This is a genomic window from Pseudoalteromonas aliena SW19 (assembly GCF_014905615.1).
In the GTDB taxonomy this organism is placed as follows: Bacteria; Pseudomonadota; Gammaproteobacteria; order Enterobacterales; family Alteromonadaceae; genus Pseudoalteromonas; species Pseudoalteromonas aliena.
The window spans coordinates 83,462-101,652 of the sequence record NZ_AQGU01000017.1 but is presented as its reverse complement, the minus strand read 5'-3'; the positions used below and the strand labels follow the sequence as shown (position 1 = coordinate 101,652).

At 37.8% G+C, this 18,191-nt stretch carries 14 protein-coding genes and 15 tRNA genes; 11 read left to right on the top strand and 18 right to left on the bottom strand.

The genetic code is table 11. From position 1 onward, the window contains the following. From PALI_RS00645 to PALI_RS00635, 3 genes are all read left to right on the top strand, one after another. Nucleotides 1–939 carry a class I SAM-dependent methyltransferase gene (locus tag PALI_RS00645; RefSeq protein WP_193154439.1) on the top strand — a complete coding sequence of 313 codons (939 nt, stop codon included), beginning with the start codon at nucleotides 1–3 and terminating at the stop codon, nucleotides 937–939. Beyond that, a complete protein-coding gene (locus tag PALI_RS00640; protein WP_193154437.1) occupies nucleotides 940–1,620 on the top strand; it encodes a tRNA (adenine(22)-N(1))-methyltransferase in 681 nt (226 codons plus the stop codon). A 103-nt stretch (nucleotides 1,621–1,723) separates the two neighbouring features. Next, nucleotides 1,724–2,749 carry a hypothetical protein gene (locus PALI_RS00635; RefSeq protein WP_193154478.1) on the top strand — a complete coding sequence of 342 codons (1,026 nt, stop codon included), beginning with the start codon at nucleotides 1,724–1,726 and terminating at the stop codon, nucleotides 2,747–2,749. A gap of 4 nt (nucleotides 2,750–2,753) precedes the next feature. On the opposite strand, the gene PALI_RS00630 is transcribed toward PALI_RS00635, so the two are convergent. The 12 genes from PALI_RS00630 to PALI_RS00575 form a co-directional block, all read right to left on the bottom strand. Continuing rightward, the gene (locus PALI_RS00630) at nucleotides 2,754–2,996 is read right to left on the bottom strand and encodes a hypothetical protein (protein WP_193154435.1); all 243 of its coding nucleotides are present in this window, start codon (nucleotides 2,994–2,996) and stop codon (nucleotides 2,754–2,756) included. A gap of 988 nt (nucleotides 2,997–3,984) precedes the next feature. Further along, nucleotides 3,985–4,060, bottom strand: a tRNA-Val gene (locus tag PALI_RS00625). A gap of 63 nt (nucleotides 4,061–4,123) precedes the next feature. Beyond that, a tRNA-Val gene (locus PALI_RS00620) sits at nucleotides 4,124–4,199 on the bottom strand. Between the two features lie 32 nt (nucleotides 4,200–4,231). Next, nucleotides 4,232–4,307 (bottom strand) — tRNA-Val (locus tag PALI_RS00615). A 32-nt stretch (nucleotides 4,308–4,339) separates the two neighbouring features. Continuing rightward, a tRNA-Val gene (locus tag PALI_RS00610) sits at nucleotides 4,340–4,415 on the bottom strand. A 32-nt stretch (nucleotides 4,416–4,447) separates the two neighbouring features. Further along, nucleotides 4,448–4,523 (bottom strand) — tRNA-Val (locus PALI_RS00605). A gap of 32 nt (nucleotides 4,524–4,555) precedes the next feature. Continuing rightward, nucleotides 4,556–4,631, bottom strand: a tRNA-Val gene (locus tag PALI_RS00600). Between the two features lie 32 nt (nucleotides 4,632–4,663). After that, nucleotides 4,664–4,739, bottom strand: a tRNA-Val gene (locus PALI_RS00595). A gap of 49 nt (nucleotides 4,740–4,788) precedes the next feature. Further along, nucleotides 4,789–4,864, bottom strand: a tRNA-Val gene (locus PALI_RS00590). Between the two features lie 150 nt (nucleotides 4,865–5,014). After that, nucleotides 5,015–5,090: transfer RNA gene (locus PALI_RS00585), tRNA-Val, on the bottom strand. 51 nt (nucleotides 5,091–5,141) lie between these two features. After that, nucleotides 5,142–5,217: transfer RNA gene (locus tag PALI_RS00580), tRNA-Val, on the bottom strand. A 152-nt stretch (nucleotides 5,218–5,369) separates the two neighbouring features. Next, nucleotides 5,370–5,445 (bottom strand) — tRNA-Val (locus PALI_RS00575). Nucleotides 5,446–6,381: 936 nt separating this feature from the next. Between PALI_RS00575 and PALI_RS00570 the strand changes: the two genes are divergently transcribed. From PALI_RS00570 to PALI_RS00545, 6 genes are all read left to right on the top strand, one after another. Continuing rightward, a tRNA-Ala gene (locus PALI_RS00570) sits at nucleotides 6,382–6,457 on the top strand. Between the two features lie 37 nt (nucleotides 6,458–6,494). Beyond that, nucleotides 6,495–6,570, top strand: a tRNA-Glu gene (locus tag PALI_RS00565). A gap of 144 nt (nucleotides 6,571–6,714) precedes the next feature. Then, nucleotides 6,715–6,790: transfer RNA gene (locus PALI_RS00560), tRNA-Glu, on the top strand. A gap of 93 nt (nucleotides 6,791–6,883) precedes the next feature. After that, nucleotides 6,884–6,959: transfer RNA gene (locus PALI_RS00555), tRNA-Glu, on the top strand. 77 nt (nucleotides 6,960–7,036) lie between these two features. Next, nucleotides 7,037–7,729, top strand: a complete 693-nt coding sequence (locus PALI_RS00550; RefSeq protein WP_193154433.1) for a hypothetical protein — start codon at nucleotides 7,037–7,039, stop codon at nucleotides 7,727–7,729. 51 nt (nucleotides 7,730–7,780) lie between these two features. Beyond that, nucleotides 7,781–8,047 (top strand): DksA/TraR family C4-type zinc finger protein, encoded by a 267-nt coding sequence (locus PALI_RS00545; RefSeq protein WP_138586131.1) that lies wholly within the window; start codon nucleotides 7,781–7,783, stop codon nucleotides 8,045–8,047. 30 nt (nucleotides 8,048–8,077) lie between these two features. On the opposite strand, the gene gloA is transcribed toward PALI_RS00545, so the two are convergent. Then, nucleotides 8,078–8,479 (bottom strand): lactoylglutathione lyase, encoded by a 402-nt coding sequence (gloA, locus tag PALI_RS00540; protein WP_193154432.1) that lies wholly within the window; start codon nucleotides 8,477–8,479, stop codon nucleotides 8,078–8,080. 428 nt (nucleotides 8,480–8,907) lie between these two features. Between gloA and PALI_RS00535 the strand changes: the two genes are divergently transcribed. After that, nucleotides 8,908–11,067 (top strand): exonuclease domain-containing protein, encoded by a 2,160-nt coding sequence (locus PALI_RS00535; protein ID WP_226894470.1) that lies wholly within the window; start codon nucleotides 8,908–8,910, stop codon nucleotides 11,065–11,067. Between the two features lie 420 nt (nucleotides 11,068–11,487). Here the strand turns inward: PALI_RS00535 and PALI_RS00530 are convergent, their stop codons facing one another. The 5 genes from PALI_RS00530 to dinG all read right to left on the bottom strand — a co-directional run bounded on the left by PALI_RS00530 (nucleotide 11,488) and on the right by dinG (nucleotide 15,564). Beyond that, a complete protein-coding gene (locus PALI_RS00530) occupies nucleotides 11,488–11,640 on the bottom strand; it encodes a DUF2496 domain-containing protein (RefSeq protein ID WP_077537511.1) in 153 nt (50 codons plus the stop codon). Then, nucleotides 11,612–11,905 carry a late competence development ComFB family protein gene (locus PALI_RS00525; RefSeq protein ID WP_138586127.1) on the bottom strand — a complete coding sequence of 98 codons (294 nt, stop codon included), beginning with the start codon at nucleotides 11,903–11,905 and terminating at the stop codon, nucleotides 11,612–11,614. Before PALI_RS00525 ends, PALI_RS00530 begins: the two co-directional genes overlap by 29 nt. Before the next feature lie 197 nt (nucleotides 11,906–12,102). Beyond that, nucleotides 12,103–12,711: a primosomal replication protein gene (locus tag PALI_RS00520; protein WP_138586126.1), complete on the bottom strand. Its 609-nt coding sequence runs from the start codon at nucleotides 12,709–12,711 to the stop codon at nucleotides 12,103–12,105. A 1-nt stretch (nucleotide 12,712) separates the two neighbouring features. Beyond that, on the bottom strand, nucleotides 12,713–13,489 hold the full coding sequence (locus tag PALI_RS00515) for a TSUP family transporter (protein WP_138586125.1): 777 nt from the start codon (nucleotides 13,487–13,489) through the stop codon (nucleotides 12,713–12,715). Then, nucleotides 13,489–15,564 carry an ATP-dependent DNA helicase DinG gene (gene dinG / locus PALI_RS00510; RefSeq protein ID WP_193154430.1) on the bottom strand — a complete coding sequence of 692 codons (2,076 nt, stop codon included), beginning with the start codon at nucleotides 15,562–15,564 and terminating at the stop codon, nucleotides 13,489–13,491. Before dinG ends, PALI_RS00515 begins: the two co-directional genes overlap by 1 nt. Before the next feature lie 60 nt (nucleotides 15,565–15,624). On the opposite strand from dinG, the gene PALI_RS00505 reads away from it, so the two are divergent. After that, nucleotides 15,625–17,967 (top strand): DNA polymerase II, encoded by a 2,343-nt coding sequence (locus PALI_RS00505; RefSeq protein WP_193154429.1) that lies wholly within the window; start codon nucleotides 15,625–15,627, stop codon nucleotides 17,965–17,967. Nucleotides 17,968–18,191: the final 224 nt, after the last annotated feature.

The window sequence follows — 18,191 nt, the reverse complement described above, 5'->3', positions numbered from 1 at the left end:
ATGACAGCAAACTTTACACCTATTATTACTGCGCTTGAAGACGCGCCAATTTTAAAAAATGAACTATGTCGTGTTTTTCATGGGCGAGGCCACAGCGTCGAAGCGCTAAGCCACATTAATTTAGACTTTTATCCGCCCAGTTTATTTTTGGTCTCGTACGACGAAATTGATGAGCAAACACTAAGTGAGCTCACTGATGCTGTGTGGCAATGGGCGCAAAAAAACCAGCCAGAGCTTATTACGTCACTTGTTTATCAGCAACGTGCTGGCGTGCAAAGCCAAAACACCGTGGTTTACGGGCAATTGCCGAGCCAACATGTTGTAACCGAAAACGGCATTCGTTTTTTAGTGGATTTACAAAGCCGTCAAAATACCGGAATATTTCCCGATATGCGCAGTGGCCGTGAATTTGTAATGGCGAACAGTAAGCACGGCAAAGTACTTAACTTATTTTCGTATACGTGTGGGTTTTCTTTGGCGGCCATGCAAGGTGGTGCAGACCATGTAATGAATATGGACATGAGTAAAGGCGTACTTAAGGTTGGTAAGCAAAACCATCAATTAAATGGTTTTGACAAAGGCGTCAGTTTTTTACCACATGATATTTTAAAGTCGTTTGGAAAATTAAAAAAAGCAGCCCCGTTTGACTTAATTATTGTTGATCCGCCAAGTTTTCAAAAGGGGAGTTTTATTTTAACGAAAGACTATCAAAAAGTGTTACGCAGGCTACCAGAGTTACTAAGTGATACAACAAAGCTGCTACTTTGCGCTAATAGCCCAGAGCTGAGCGAGGACGCATTTAAAGCACTTATTACAGAGCATACGCAAGGCGCTATTGAGTTTGTTGAACGTTTATCACCTACAGCACGCTTTATTGAAGTGGACAGCGACAGAAGTTTAAAGGCGCTTGTCTATAAAACGTCACAAACACCTGCTTAAATGAAACTGAGCAAACGTTTAGCGACTATAGATGCGTTAATTACCGAACCTGAAGATATAATTTGGGATTGCTGTTGCGATCATGGTTATTTGGGCTTAGCGCTACTAAAACGAAACGCAGCTAATAAAGTCGTTTTTGTTGATATAGTGCCTGATTTAATGGCAAATTTAGAGTTACTACTTTTAAGAGTAAGTAGTGCTCAAAGCATGCATTCAAACAACGATCAATGGCAAGTGTTGTGCAAAGATGTAGGTACTATCAAATTAACCAGTGATACTAAGCAAGTTGTTGTTATTGCAGGTGTCGGTGGTGAGTTACTGCTAAAGCTTATGCAGCAAGTAGTGGCTAATAATAGTATGCACATAATACAAAATGTACGTTTTATTTTATGCCCGGTACAGCATACTTATACATTAAGAACGGGTCTTGATTTATTAGGGTTAGGCTTGCTTAGCGAGCAAATAATTGTAGATAACAAGCGTTTTTACGAAGTAATTGAAGTTAGTTTTAATAGCAACACTACACTTAGCAAAACGGGTGATATGATGTGGCAATATGATAACGCAGTGCATAAAGCCTACAAGCAGCAGTTGCTAAATCATTATACTAAAATGCTTAATAAAGATGCTCTTTACTATCAAAAAGTTATAACAGACTATCAAGGACTCATCGATAGTTAAAAAAGCCTAAAATTGAGGCGCACGTGTGATCTAATTACGACATTGAAGACGTAATATGGTTACAGTTAATATCTTGCCTAGTGCAGGTTTATTTGGTTTATTTATGTCAGATAAAAATAGTCACCTTAATACGTTATTTAGTAACGAACAAAAATGGCAACACAGCTATGAGCAGCCAATCTCTTACGCACCGCTTGTGCAATTAGCTAATAATAGCTGGGTAGTTCCCCAGCATTTTTTACGCTACAAACATACGTTAAATAGCGTGAATAAAGTGCTCGAGAGTATTGAGTTTTCAGCTCATTTTAGAGTGCTTGCTGCACAAAAAGGTGAAGAAATTTATCTGCAAGTAGCTGTTCTCAGCCCTGACAATTATCAAAAAAATGATTCTCATAGCGAAAGTAAAGCCAAAAAACTTTTATTTGGTAGACGCTGGATTGTAGAAGAAAACTTACCGACTTCTGAGCTTATTCAAACTGCATTTTTAGCACTAAAAATAGCACGTGAACACGAAGTACGAGAGCTATTTCAGCTTATTCAAGATGGTTCAATAAGCACGCCTTTTAATAATCATCACGACTTACCGGTAATGGCGCAAAACCCTGAGTTAGTTATTGCAAACAGCAATGAAGTCAGTATTAATAATATTATTAAGCGTGTTGTATTTGCGGATGCAGCCATTGAGCTTAAAAGTCATCAAGCAATTACAGCCGAACAGCACTTGTTCACTGTTGAGTTGCAATGCAGTAATTGCCAATTAAGTGAGTTTAATAACAAAACGTTGGCTTTTTTAACAAGCGATGCATCAGCTAACAGCTTTTTACATGGTTTTATTTCTGCTTTAGTAAATACGAGTAATGATTATGTCAGCGAGCAATTCAAATACCAAGGATTTACACGTTTTAGTAAAAATGTGGCAGTAGCACAAATTGGTAAGCTAAGTATTGCAATGCGCTCACCAAGTACGGTCGGGCTTTGCTCTATGGGTAAGCAACACGCTAATCAATTAAATTTTGAAATAGACAGTGGGCGAGCACCACAAGGCTGCGGGCAAGCTATTGGCGGGTTTTTAGCTGCTCACGGCATAGAGCAGCCAGAAAACGCGCACTTATATCCTGATTATTTATAACAACTTAAAGCTTATTAATTTCATCTTTAACGCTAAAGCTTGAATCAGTAACAATGGCCTCAAGTGTTTGTACACGCTCTTTTAATGCAAGCACTTGTGCGTTTGTTTCAGCTAGTTGTTTATGGGCATCGCTGTTGTTGTTTTGCATTTTATGCTTAAACTCAAGATGCTTTTTATACATATCATAAAGTACTCCTGAGCCAACTGAAATCAGTACAATCAGTACAACCATCGTAGTTCCAGACATAACCTCATTCCTTATTATTCGTTAATGATTTAAGTATAACCTTTAAGTGCTTTTGATAAAGCTGACAATTGTAACTTAATTTGTATGGCTAATGTGAATCTTGGGTAGGGAGTCTATCTTTGGCAGTTATTTAACTTTTATAGCATTGGTTTGATCTAATTAATCAAGCAAGCAATAGCTTAATACCGGTCCGCATCAATGTTTTATCAATTTGAGGGCTTATACCAAACTGCATAAATCTTTGATCAATTTAACGAATTAAATTGCACTATAACGTCGTTAAAAATTTTTTATTTAGAATAACTAGATACAAAAATTTTTGCCTAGTTCTAGCGTAATTTTCTTAACGTTAAATAGACCCCATATATAAGCAGATTGGTATTAAACCTGACGATAACAGAGCTAAAAACTTCTGCTATGCGATTGGGTGGATTAGAAAGTAGGTCCATGCAGAAACAATTGCTGAGAATAATTAAGTAGTGAAATTTTGGATTGTTATCGACAATGCTTTCTTATCTCAAAATAGCGCACTTAATTAAGCGAATTAGTATAGTTAAAAAAGATTTATAAATTTAAAGTTGGATCTGTGGGAGTTTAATAAAAATATTTTTAATGATCTATGTGGTGAGTGATACAGAGCTTTCACGAGTGACCATCTCCATTATTTGTGAATGGTGGCGATGCTCTTTTTTTACAGCTTAGATAATTACCCACATAGAATTTTATACTGTAAAAATTCATAGTGTTTGTTTATAAAAGAATATTTATTGATTTTAACAAGGAGAATTTTTAGAAATGCTTCTATGTGGTGGGTGATTACTTGGCTTGATACTAGTGACCATCTCCATTATTTGTGAATGGTGGCGATGCTCTTTTTTTACAGCTTAGATAATTACCCACATAGAATTTTATAATGTAAAAATTAAGAGTGATTATAAAAGAGTATTTATTGATTTTAACAAGGAGAATTTTTATAAATGTTTATATGTGGTGGGTGATACTGGACTTGAACCAGTGACCCTCGCCTTGTAAGGGCGATGCTCTCCCAACTGAGCTAATCACCCACATATAATAAGTACGCCTGTTATTAAATGCTTTTATTTGAATTAAACACTTAATATGTAATTTGGTGGGTGATACTGGACTTGAACCAGTGACCCTCGCCTTGTAAGGGCGATGCTCTCCCAACTGAGCTAATCACCCAAATTACATTTTAATATACACCACTGAAATAGTGGTGGGTCGTACTGGACTTGAACCAGTGACCCTCGCCTTGTAAGGGCGATGCTCTCCCAACTGAGCTAATCACCCAAATTACATTTTAATATACACCACTGAAATAGTGGTGGGTCGTACTGGACTTGAACCAGTGACCCTCGCCTTGTAAGGGCGATGCTCTCCCAACTGAGCTAATCACCCAAATTACATTTTAATATACACCACTGAAATAGTGGTGGGTCGTACTGGACTTGAACCAGTGACCCTCGCCTTGTAAGGGCGATGCTCTCCCAACTGAGCTAATCACCCAAATTACATTTTAATATACACCACTGAAATAGTGGTGGGTCGTACTGGACTTGAACCAGTGACCCTCGCCTTGTAAGGGCGATGCTCTCCCAACTGAGCTAATCACCCAAATTACATTTTAATATACACCACTGAAATAGTGGTGGGTCGTACTGGACTTGAACCAGTGACCCTCGCCTTGTAAGGGCGATGCTCTCCCAACTGAGCTAACGACCCATATTAAAACTTTAAAACGTGACTATTAAAACAATAATAGGTTTATATGTGGTGGGTGATACTGGACTTGAACCAGTGACCCTCGCCTTGTAAGGGCGATGCTCTCCCAACTGAGCTAATCACCCACATATAAATTAAAACGCTACTATTAAAATAAATAGTACTGGACTTTAACCAGTGAACCTCGCCGTTACTTGCAAGTAGCGGTGATGCTCTTTTTTCTAACTGAGCTAATCACTCATTTAGATTTTTTGTAATATGCACCATTCTGAGAATGGTGGGTCGTACTGGACTTGAACCAGTGACCCTCGCCTTGTAAGGGCGATGCTCTCCCAACTGAGCTAACGACCCATATTACAATTTTAAAACGCGACTATATAATATGATAATAGCTTTTATATATGGTGGGTGATACTGGACTTGAACCAGTGACCCTCGCCTTGTAAGGGCGATGCTCTCCCAACTGAGCTAATCACCCATATATAAATTAAAACGCTACTATTAAAATAAATAGTACTGGACTTTAACCAGTGAACTTCGCCGTTACTTGTAAATAGCGGTGATGCTCTCTTTTTTCTAACTGAGCTAACGCCCCATAAAGAATCTTAGATATGAACACTTAATAAAAAGTGGTGGGTGATACTGGACTTGAACCAGTGACCCTCGCCTTGTAAGGGCGATGCTCTCCCAACTGAGCTAATCACCCACATCTAAACAACACCACATTGCTGCGTCGTTGTGGGGCGCTATTATAGATAGAGTTGGAAATGTGTCAACACTTGAATGATAAAAATGTGCTGAATGAAGATTTTATAAACAATGGGGCAGGGTTGGAGTCTATTTTATCATCAAATCCAAAGTTGTAGTTTAAATAACGTTCGAGAACAGTGCAATATTGTATTATCACTGTACTTAAATTACGTTTGTTTTAATCATTGGATTCAAATAAGTTAAGCTGTTTGTAATAAATGTAGTGTAGACGCTGTTCACATTAGCTTTATGTTAGGGCTTGATGACCTTTCAGGATTCGAGTTTTTATCTTTAGATCAAAATGAGTTATAGCTAAAAACCATTCTAAATGGAGCATGTTGGTTTTCTTAGGTGCAATATTTATTGCCTCACAATTAATTTAAGTGGTCATTTTTCACCACTTAGCAGAATTAGCGCTGTCTTTTAAAGACCAAGTTTATTAAATTTGTTCAATCTAGGGTATGTAATCGCGACGAGGGGGGGTTATAACTAAATGAGCCTTATAGAAATAAGCATACTATCCTTACTTAGCGTAAAACTAAATGCACAACGGTAAATTCATTTTTGAAAGATAAACATGGCTAGAATTCATCATAAATTTAATTTGCATATAAATGTATACCTTTTATCTTCATTAGAGATTGGGTGTGAAACAGAAAAGTAGAGTAGTTCTAGCTAAAAGTTTTAAAGTTGCGGTTAAGTTACAAGCAATGAAAGGGGATTCCTATTAAAATTGTGTTTTTTAGCATGCTTGATAGCCAGTTTGTTGAAAATTAAACCATTTAAATAATGCTAAGTAAAAAACTGTTGACTTTATTTTGGGTGGTGCATAGAATGCGCCCCGCACTAAGCGATACCCGACGTGTTTATCATGGCGAGTATTGATTAAGTTGGGGCCATAGCTCAGCTGGGAGAGCGCTTCGCTGGCAGTGAAGAGGTCTGCGGTTCGATCCCGCATGGCTCCACCAAAAATTAGTGTTTTGTCCTAGGGTAGCAGTTTTCTGTGTCCCCATCGTCTAGAGGCCTAGGACACCGCCCTTTCACGGCGGTAACAGGGGTTCGAATCCCCTTGGGGACGCCACTTAACTTTTATTAGTTATAGGCGGTTTTACCGAGAAAATAGCGTCACAATTAAAGCTCGAGTCTTTACTTGTATTAAACGCAATTACCTTAAAGCTCATGATGTGAGTTGAACTTATCAAATGTCCTAGTGACACATTTATGTGTCCCCATCGTCTAGAGGCCTAGGACACCGCCCTTTCACGGCGGTAACAGGGGTTCGAATCCCCTTGGGGACGCCACTTACTTATTTTTAATAGGGAAGTGCAGTGTTATTAAGAAAGCTCGCCTGAAACGAGTCTAAAAATTCAGTTGTCCTAGTGACACATTTATGTGTCCCCATCGTCTAGAGGCCTAGGACACCGCCCTTTCACGGCGGTAACAGGGGTTCGAATCCCCTTGGGGACGCCACTTACTATTTAAAGTATTGTATAAAGCAGTGTGACACCGAACTCTCTATGCACGACGTTATCAGGAGTACTAATCTCTTGGGGACGACAATTACTATTTTAATAGTTAGTGCAGTGTTATTAAGATTAAAAATCCAAAAATCCAAAAATCCAAAAATCCAAAAATCCAAAAATCCAAAAATCCAAAAATCCAAAAATCCAAAAATCCAAAAATCCAAAAATCCAAAAATCCAAAAATCCAAAAATCCAAAAATCCAAAAATCCAAAAATCCAAAAATCCAAAAATCCAAAAATCCAAAAATCCAAAAATCCAAAAATCCAAAAATCCAAAAATCCAAAAATCCAAAAATCCAAAAATCCAAAAATCCAAAAATCCAAAAATCCAAAAATCCAAAAATCCAAAAATCCAAAAATCCAAAAATCCAAAAATCCAAAAATCCAAAAATCCAAAAATCCAAAAATCCAAAAATCCAAAAATCCAAAAATCCAAAAATCCAAAAATCCAAAAATCCAAAAATCCAAAAATCCAAAAATCCAAAAATCCAAAAATCCAAAAATCCAAAAATCCAAAAATCCAAAAATCCAAAAATCCAAAAATCCAAAAATCCAAAAATCCAAAAATCCAAAAATCCAAAAATCCAAAAATCCAAAAATCCAAAAATCCAAAAATCCAAAAATCCAAAAATCCAAAAATCCAAAAATCCAAAAATCCAAAAATCCAAAAATCCAAAAATCCAAAAATCCAAAAATCCGTTTATTCAGCAAAAATAAAGTTTTTAATTGCTAATATGATCTTAAATTTAGTGATTATTAGAGGGCATTATGGCAAGTGGGTGGGCACGAGACGGTGCAATTCAAGATCAAATAGATGCAAGTGTGAATGACGCTGTACAATATGCAAGAAGTAATTTAATATCAGGCGCGAGTGCCGAGTTATGTGAAAAGTGTGATGAGGCAATTCCGCAAGCTCGAAGGTTAGCACTACCTGGCGTACGCTATTGTGTTCAATGCCAAGCTACTATTGAGCGCAAAAGAGCAGGTGCTAGCACGGTTAACCGACGTGGTAGTAAAGACAGTCAATTACGTTAAAAGGTGCCTTGAGCACCTTTTTATATTAATCTAGAAACGATTCATGTTTTCTTTTTTCTGAATAAGCTCAATAGCATAGCCATCAGGGTCTTTAACAAAGGCTATTTCAGTGGTGCCACCTTTTACAGGGCCAGGCTCCCGGCTAACATTACCACCTGCGGCTTTTATATCTGCACAGGCTTTATAAATATCGTCAAACTCAATCGCGATATGACCATAAGCATTGCCTAAGTCGTAGCTATGAGTATCCCAGTTGTAGGTTAGCTCTAACACTGTGTTATCTTTTTCATCCCCATAGCCTAAAAACGCGAGGGTGTAACGATACTCTTCATTATCTGCGCGACGTAATTCTTTCATGCCCAATATTTGAGTATAAAACGCAATTGATTTGTCCAAATCAGCAACTCGTAACATGGTATGTAATAAACGCATTTGTGCACCTTAGCTTGTGGTTAAATTTGCATAGGCTTTCAATAATACAGGTGCAGTACGCCAATTTGTAGGCTTGTGAAAAAATCCTTTCAGATTTGTTAAACAGGTAAGAAAGGCATGGCTATTTATAACACAGTAATCAACAGAGCTGAGCTCATAGAAAAATAGTGAGTTAGTTTTGATGTATTATAAACGATCGCGCGCAATCGGAGTCGCTATATAAGCTAGCATCTATTTATTTTAAGCTTTTTCTTGCTGCATCAGTTGAAAGCCTATATTGATCCTAAAGTACAATAACTTTAAGTCGCTACTTAGCGTCAATATCGAAAGGGCGAACGGATATAGTAAATCACCATTAGAGTAATTTTAAGATTGAATAATAAGTGCAAATACTGGATACTGTTTTTATATACAGTTGTGGCGATGTTATGAAACAAGAATTACCAGCAAAGTACTATTTAGCGCATTTTAGAGAGCTTATTGAGTTTGTATCCAGCAAGTGTATACACTTGCTTGAACCCAAACATGAAGTGTTTATTGCTAAAATTAACCAGCTTGATGAGCAAAGCCAGTGTATGTTGGCGCGTGTATATTCACGAAAGCCTTATCTAGTACAGGCGCAGTCGCTCAATTATGAAGAAATAGCGTCACCGCATCAGGCTATCTATACGCTAAAAACGGCCGGTATTTTATTTGAGCCAAACGAGCTGCACTATGCACAGCTTTTAACACATTTAACGAAACCTTCCTTGGTTGAGTTACTAAGTAGTTACCCAGAACAAATAAGCTTTAAAAAGAGCGCTGCTAAAGGTGTGCTAGTGGATATTGCATGTGCATTTTTTAAAGATTGCCCACAAGAGCTTGCCCCGCTTTATAGCCAGTATGTTATTAACAGCCGCAGTGATTTTTACGAGTATTTTGAGTTTTTATTTGCAGGTAAGCTCAGTCGTGGTGATGTGAATCATCAAAACCGGTTTGTAATGCGAGATTTAGGTTTAACTACGACACGTGAAGGGCACAGTGAGAGTTTATCGCGCTTTGAAACACTTAATGAAGCGCAATCAAACTATTTATTAAATCGCTGCCGATTAACATTTAAAAATATAACAGATGAAAACGATTATTTTCCTCTAGCGTCGCAGGTTTTATTGCAAGTCGCGCATGGTGCAATTGCGGTTGCGTTAAAAAATAAATTATTAGTTAGGCTTTATCGACAATTAAAAGGGGTTGATAGCGAACTTGCTTTTAGCTTACTTGAAGCCTGCATGGATGATAGTGAAGCACAAGAAATTCAAATAAGAGAGCAATACCGACTCGGTAATAAAGAGTGGGTAAAAGCGCGCTTAGACGCCATTATTGAAAATCCACTTACTGATGATTTACTGTATTTTGCTGATGATTTTTTAATGCGTAAATTTAATAAAAAAACACGTTCGCGTTTGAGTGCAATGCTTGCCGACACACAGTGCGTACTCGAAATTGATGAACTGTACCGAGGTGAAGTAGAGCAGGGCGTAAACGATTATTATACTCACCAAGGTATGCAAGTATTTAATACCGAAAACACGCTTTGGCAAAGTTTATTTGGATTAGTATTTTGGCACGAGCTATTTATAGAGTCGCCTTATCCGCCTTGTAACGAATTTGACATTTATCCGCAGGTATTAAGGCTTGATAACTTTTATGAAGCGCAGAAAACACAAATAAATGATCGTTTAGCACAGTGCCAAACACCTCAAGCATTACTTAATTTAGTATGTAAAAATGCAGCGCAATATTTTGAGCAACCCAATGGTTTATTTAGGTGGCATAATGAGTTACTACAACCGCTAGAAGCACTTATTTTAAATAGCCCTATTAAGGCGTTAATTACTCATTTAACGAAGATGAGTAAGCATTATTCACAGCTAAAAGACGGCTACCCCGACTTAATGGTAATTAATAATGGCCAAGTACATTTTGAAGAGGTAAAAGCCCCAGGCGATAAACTAAGGCGCAACCAACTAACCACCATCGATAACTTAAAAAATGTGGGCTTTGAAGTACATATTGCTGCGGTTAAATGGTTTGTAGACCCTAACCGTGTTTACAGTGTGGTCGATATAGAAACCACTGGCGGTTTGAAAGGCGGCAACCGCATTACCGAAATTGGCCTTATAAAAGTGCAGCACGGAAAAGTAATTGATAGCTGGACTACCTTAATTAATCCACAGCGACATATACCAGGCTTCATAACATCTTTAACTGGTATTAGTGACAGTATGGTTTATAACGCTCCTGTATTTGCCGAAATAGTACAGCCGTTGTTAGATAAGCTCACAGGCACTATTTTTGTAGCCCATAACGTTAATTTTGACTATGGTTTTATTAAAAAAGAATGCGAGATGGCAGGGCACTTTTTTAAAATGCCAAAAATGTGTACTGTGGTTGAATCGCGCAAAGCGTTTAAAGGACTGAAGTCGTATTCACTGGGTAATCTCTCATCACACTTTAATTTAAATTTAACCAGCCATCACCGCGCCCTTGCCGATGCAACCGCCACAGCTGAGTTATTGTTACTTATTCAGCAATCTCAAACCAACGAATAAACAGCAAGCCTTGACGTAAAAAGTAGTATGAACTTTTAAGCACTTAGCTGGTTTAACTAAGTGCTTTTTTTTGTGGTAAAAGGCAGTAACAAGCATAGTCCTACAATTACAAAAAGTGCGGCTAGCGCGTATTGACCTTTGTGGATTGAAATTCGTTCAATTTAGGGGGGATTTAATCGCGGCGCGAGGTTTGTAATCGAGTGGGCTCGGTAACGGCTCCTGCGTTACTCTAATGGCTCGCATCCCTGTAATAATCAGTAAAAACAAAAGGGCAGCGCATGTTTGGTATTTATTATGTTGCGTTATCGCCTATTTATGGGAATAACCACATAGGCTCTGCCTTGCCTAAAAATCCACCATAAAAGGTCAACTCGCCTTAGATGGCGTTGCACTACTCTTAGTTTATGTATTGAATAAGAATTAATTCGCAGCCAGTTTTTTTTCAAAATCATCTTTAACTATTTCGAGTGCTTTAAGAATGTCTTCTGGAGCAATATCATGTTGCTCCAGAATCATGATCAAATCGACTGCAAGTTTAATATGTTCAGGCGCTTGATTTAGTGAATTGCTCATTTAGGTCTTTCTTTTTTGAAATTTGGTTAATAGCGACATTAATTGCCGTTTGAACGCGTTCTTCCATATGTAAACGCTCAGTTTGTGGTAAGTAAAATGCCATATCTACATCATAACGAATGTATCGAGGAGGAAGTTGATTTAATATAGTACAGCAAAAATCTGCCATTACATCTTCGTTATATTGCTCGCTAAGTTTAAGTTTTATTATTTCTTCAAGAACAATTTTTTCGTAGTAATTGTGTATGTCGTCATGTAATCGCATATTCCTATCACTCTTTTTTATTCCATGCTGTTGATATTGAGTTTATACCAAGGTTAGTCATAAATCGATAGCAGCTTTGAATTGTTATTCGGTATACGGAAGGTTGTTAATTTTATCTGATTTTTAAAGTGAATAGCTGATATAGCTATGCTTTGATCAGAGCAAAATTGGCAGTTAAACACCATAACAAAAGTGTTTTAACGAAGCTGTTGCTTTTCTACTTGTTGTATTTTATCTTCGGTTGCAGAAATTGCTTTTCTGCATCGTCCTAAGCGAGCATGTGTACTTAATATTTCAAGGTTAAGCTTTTGTGCTTTAGCAGGCGACGCTTTATCCATTTGCATTTTTCGCTCTTCAATCATAAGCACTAAACGACGTTCAAACTCATGGTTTTGTTTTAATTCGTCGTAAAGTTCGTGCGACGACTGCATGATTTTTTGTACAGCTTGTTTGTAAACCGCTTGTTTTGGGCGTGGTTTATAGTGGCTTTTGTTTTCTTTAACCCAAATAGGCGTTGATTTAATGACGTTAAAAATTGCTTGCACTTGAGTTGCTATACGCTCAAGTGCATAGGTATAAGCGTGGCGATGCTCGCTTGGCGGTAACCTTGATACTTCGTCTTCTATTTCAATTACATAGTCTGCTAAGTTCATACTTTTTGTACTAAAAACGGCGCGATCAAATAAGCTAGGTTGCGCTTGCATGTAACGGTTTTTAGAAAAAAGTTTAGCTTTATCAAATTGCTCGGCTTGCTGTTTTAGCGTTGCAATTTGATGACGTAGTTTATCTAAAGCCATTGAATGCATATTAAAAATAAGCCTCGTAAATTAGTTTTAGCGCTAAAAGTATAACCATGGTATTAAAAACTGGACGAATAAATTTACTACCAAAACGTATCGCTGAATGCGCGCCAAACCATGCACCTAGCATGATAAAAAAGCCCATTGTTATGCCAAGTAAAAAGTTTACATGGCCCAAAGCAACAAAGGTGATCAATGATACAAAGTTAGAAACAAAGTTCATTGAACGCGCTAAACCACAATTGAGTAGCAGGTTCATTTTGTAAAGCATGCCATTCGAGGCAGTCCAAAAAGTACCCGTGCCAGGCCCTGCTAAACCATCAAAAAAACCTAATGCTAAACCCTGTAGCCATTGTTTTATTTTCATTGCTTTGTTTAGTTTAGGGAGCTCATCCCCTTCGGTGGTACTTAAATTACCAAATAAGCTATAAGCGGCAACCAAAATAATAATAATCGGGAGTAGCTTATTTAAAAAATCAATACTTAAATGATCAACAATAACAGTCCCTAGGAGTGCGCCTATTGCGGTAGCAATAATAGAGGCAGCCCAAAACTTTGGACTAAATAAGTTTTTTTTGTAATAGGTATAACTTGCCGTTAAAGAACCAAAGCTGGCAGCGAGTTTATTGGTCCCAAGTGTTAAATGTGGAGGTAGGCCAGCGGTTAATAAAGCGGGCACAGTTAACATGCCACCGCCGCCGGCGATAGCGTCTATAAAACCTGCGGCAAGTGCAACAGCACATAAAACAGCCCAGGTTGTTGGATCGAGTGCAAGTTCAAACATTAATAATCTATTTGTCTTTTAAAAGGTGGTAGGGTGTCGAGCATGGCTTTGCCGTATCGCTTGGTAACTAAGCGCCTATCGAGAATAGTAATACAGCCTTCATCACTCTCTTTTCGCAGCAGTCTACCACAGCTTTGTACCAATTTCTTTGCGGCGTCGGGCACGGTAATCGTTAAAAATGGATTTCCGCCTTTACTTTGTACAAATTCTGCTTGTGCTTCTTCTATTGGGGAAGTCGGTACTGCAAACGGTATTTTGGTAATTATTAGGTTCTCTAAATATTTCCCAGGTAAATCAAGCCCTTCTGAAAGGCTCTGTGTCCCGAATAAAATACTGCCTTTGCCTTCGTCTATATTTTTAGTGTGTGCTTTTAGTAAAGCTTCTCGCGACATCTCACCTTGAACTAATAAGTTAAAACCTTTTGTTCTAAGAAACTTTGTTACGTGGTCCATTTGCCAGTAGGAAGCAAACAATACAAGGTTTGCTTTTTTATCATTTAGGTACTCTGGTAATGTTTGAGCTAAATGGTCGCTAAAGTCTTTATCAGTTGGTTCTACTTTCGATACTGGGATACGTAAAGTGGCTTGTTTTGGGTAATCAAAAGGAGAGGGTGCTTTAATAAATTTAACGCCTTCTTCTTTAGCAAGTCCGGTTTCGTAAGCAAAGTGATCGAACGAGCCGAGTGCACTTAATGTAGCAGAGCACAAAACAGCGCCCGCGCATTCTCGCCATAACTTATCTTTTAAATAATAACCGACTTCAATAGGGCAGTCGCTTAATAGATGATCGTGGTGATTTTTGTATTCAAGGCGTTTTATCCACCTCGCATGAGGCGTACCTTCACCTTTTTTAGCGTAACTAAACCAGAGTTTGTTTAGTTGCTCTAGCCGATTAATATATTGCCCGCTTTCACCTAATATTGGATCGGCAACGTACGGTTTTATATCGCCGTCGCTTACATCTTGCGTAAGGGTGTCGTGCATTTTGTTCAAGCAGCGCAGGGCATCTTGTGTGGCTTCACTTATGTCTTTCGCTTTACTATGCAGCGACTCTGGAATTTCACCGTGCTCAAAGCGGTAAGTATCATCTTTTGAGTATTCAAAGTCGGCATTATCAAGAATATCACGCACTACTTTTAAATCTTTATTAGCGTCATTAATACTGTCGCAAAGTTTAAAATTTTGCCCTATTGCTTTTTGGCCTACTAAAATTTTAGCCATTTTTCCACTAAACTTAGTGAGCTTATCAAGCCACTCTATGGTGCCTTTTATTGTGGCAGCAGCAGATGAAAAATCGCGAGTTATATGTGCTAAATGGTGCGCTTCATCAATAACGTAAATGGTGTTGTCGGGCTCTGGTAAAATTTTACCGCCACCCAAATCTAAATCAGCAAGTAGTAATGAGTGATTAATTACCAGTACGTCCATTTGCATCAATTGATTACGAGCAAGCTGAAACGGACATGTTTGATGGGCCTTCATTTGGCGCTGACACGAATGTTTATCGCAGGCTATTAAATTCCACACTCTGTCGGGAACTGTATCAGCCCAGCTGTCTCTATCGCCTTGCCATTTTTTATTTACATACGCGTTGTATAGCTCATTTAAGCATTTGGTTTCCATTGCGCTTAAGGGTGAAGTAAGCGTTGGCATAAAGTCCATCTGTGTTTGGCTATCACCATTTACAGCATTGTGTAGTTTGTGGGCGCAAATATAACGATGACGACCTTTTACTAAATCAAATTTGAAGTCGAGCCCTGAATGCTTTTTAAAGAACGGGAGCTCTTTTGCTATTAATTGCTCTTGAAGTGCAACGGTTGCAGTCGAAATAACCAGTTTCTTTTTTTGTGCCAAGGCCAGTGGCAATGCCCCTAAACAGTAGGCAAGAGACTTACCTGTACCGGTGCCTGCTTCAATAACACATATACGTTGTTTTTTGTGATAGTCGCCTGCAAGGGTTTTTGCTATTTCGGCAACAAGGTAGTTTTGGCTACTTCGCGGGCGGTAATCAGTTAGGTTATTAGCCACATGCTGGTGTACTTGCCTAATTGTTTTTTTTAGTGAGTCAGAAAGCATGGGATGATTTACCTAAAGTATGTATATAATTACAGTGTATATATTAAGTGGGATCGTACATTGACACAAGCAATCTATCAGGGCTTTATTTTATCAAGGCAACAATACTCGTCAAAAAGTAGACGAGGGATCACCTTGTGTTATTGGCTCGTATCAGAGCAAGGTCCTATTAAAGTGCTCGTTGAGGATCAACAAGCTGTGTTTTTTATCCCTCAAGAAAAACATGACTTTGCCAAAGCTGCATTAAATAAGGCAAACCTAAGCGCCAATTTTAAAGTAGTAGACATGCAACATTTTAGTGGAGCTGCATGTATAGGATGTTATTTTAATGATGTAAGTACCCTTTATAAAGCACGTACACTCCTTGAGCCGCACTTAAGTATATACGAAGCCGATATACGCCACAGCGATCGTTTTTTAATGGAACGTTTTATTAAAGGCGGCGTATGGGTTACAGGGGATGTGTCTCAAAAAAATGGTTTTATTTTAATTAATAATGCCAAATTAAAAGCGAGCCCTGAATATACACCCACGCTGACATCGCTCTCATTAGATATTGAGTGCAATGGTGAAGGCGTATTGTTTTCGGTTGGACTAGTAGGAAATGGCCTTGATACCGTTTTGATGATTGGTGAGCCTCAACAGCATAATCAGCCATTTAATATAGATTGGTGCTTTGACGAGATTAATCTACTACAAAAGCTACAGCAGTATATCAATAATAATGATCCTGACATTATTGTTGGTTGGAATGTCATTGAATTTGATTTTAGCGTTCTTAACACGAGAGCGGAGGCGCTGGGAATAACGCTTAATTTTGGCAGAGAGCAGCAATCTTTAAATATAACAACAGGGCACTATACGCGTCTGTCGTTACCGGGGCGAAGTGTTATAGATGGCATTGATACCTTAAAAAATGCCACTTATCACTTTGACAATTACTCACTTGCGAACATTTCTCACAAGGTACTTGGCGAGTCTAAGTTAATTCAGGCGAATAATCGTTTAAGCGAAATTATTCGCCAATTTAACGAAGATAAATTGAGTTTAGCCGCCTATAACCGACAAGACTGCATTCTCGTTAATCGGATTTTTACTCAGTTACAACTTTTTGAATTTGCAATAGTGAGGACTCAACTAACAGGGCTTGAGCTTGAACGAATGGGGGGCTCTGTTGCAGCATTTACTAACTTATATTTGCCATTACTACATCGCAGCGGGTATGTTGCGCCAAATTTAGGCGATCACGGTTTGTCGTTTGAAAGCCCCGGTGGGTATGTAATGGAGTCAGTGCCTGGGCTTTATAAAAATATACTTGTTTTAGATTTTAAAAGCCTATATCCCTCAATCATGCGCACATTTTGTATTGACCCTCTTGGGCTCATTAAAGGATTAGATTCACCTGAAAATGCAATTGAAGGGTTTAATGAAGCCGTTTTCTCACGAAATGAACACCACTTGCCAAAGTTAATTAAGCACTTAACACATACCCGTCAGAAGGCAAAAGACACTGAACAGCCAATGCTTTCACAAGCGATAAAAATTATAATGAACAGCTTATATGGCGTACTTGGCTCTAAAGGCTGCCGATTTTACGATCCCCGACTTTCAAGTTCGATAACATTACGCGGGCATGAAATTATGCAAACAACCCGTAAGTGGATAGAAAAGTTAGGTTATGACGTGATTTATGGCGATACCGATTCTATTTTTGTAAAGGTTGATGATCAGCTAACGGCTTTGAGTTGCAATCAAATAGGTAAAGATTTAACACTCTACATTAATAATACGTGGAGTCATGATATTAAAGAACGTTTTGGGCTTACTAGCTATTTGGAAATTGAGTTTGAAACCCATTACAGCCCATTTTTTATGCCCACAATTAGAGGTAAAAAAACAGGTTCAAAAAAACGCTATGTAGGCCAAATCATTAAAAACAGTATGCCTAAACTTATCTTCAAAGGTATGGAAACGGTACGCAGTGATTGGACCGAACTTGCTCAAGAGTTTCAAACCGAGCTATTTAAAACTCTTTTTAGCGACAGCTTTAACATAGAGCAACTGCATGTAATTATAGATAGTTATACAAAAAAACTACATACAGGGGCGTTTGATAATAAATTGATATACCGAAAACGCTTAGGACAAAACTTAAGTGATTACATCAAAAATATTCCTCCACATGTTCAAGCAATAAAAAAACATAAAGTTAACAACCCTGATTTCGAAGTAAGACGAGGGCAAATAATTGAATACGTTTACACACTAACAGGTGCAGAAATCTATAATACATTTAACAAGTTCAACTATGAGATCTATGTTCGCAAACAACTAGAGCCAATTGCAGAAATGATCACGAGTTCAATCGATGATTCACATGTGCAAAAAGAGTTATTTTATTGATATTAAAGGTTATATTTTATTTTTTTTTAAAGATTAAAGAAATAATTACTTTATTTTTTTTTAGATAGTACTTAATTACTCTGCCTAAATATGAATATTTTTATATATTTTATTGAACTTTTATTACAAACTTTCACAAATAAATAAGCTATTGTTATTAATGGTTTTTATTTTTTAATAATTATGGTTATTAAATTGATGATAATGATTTCTTTATTAAATCA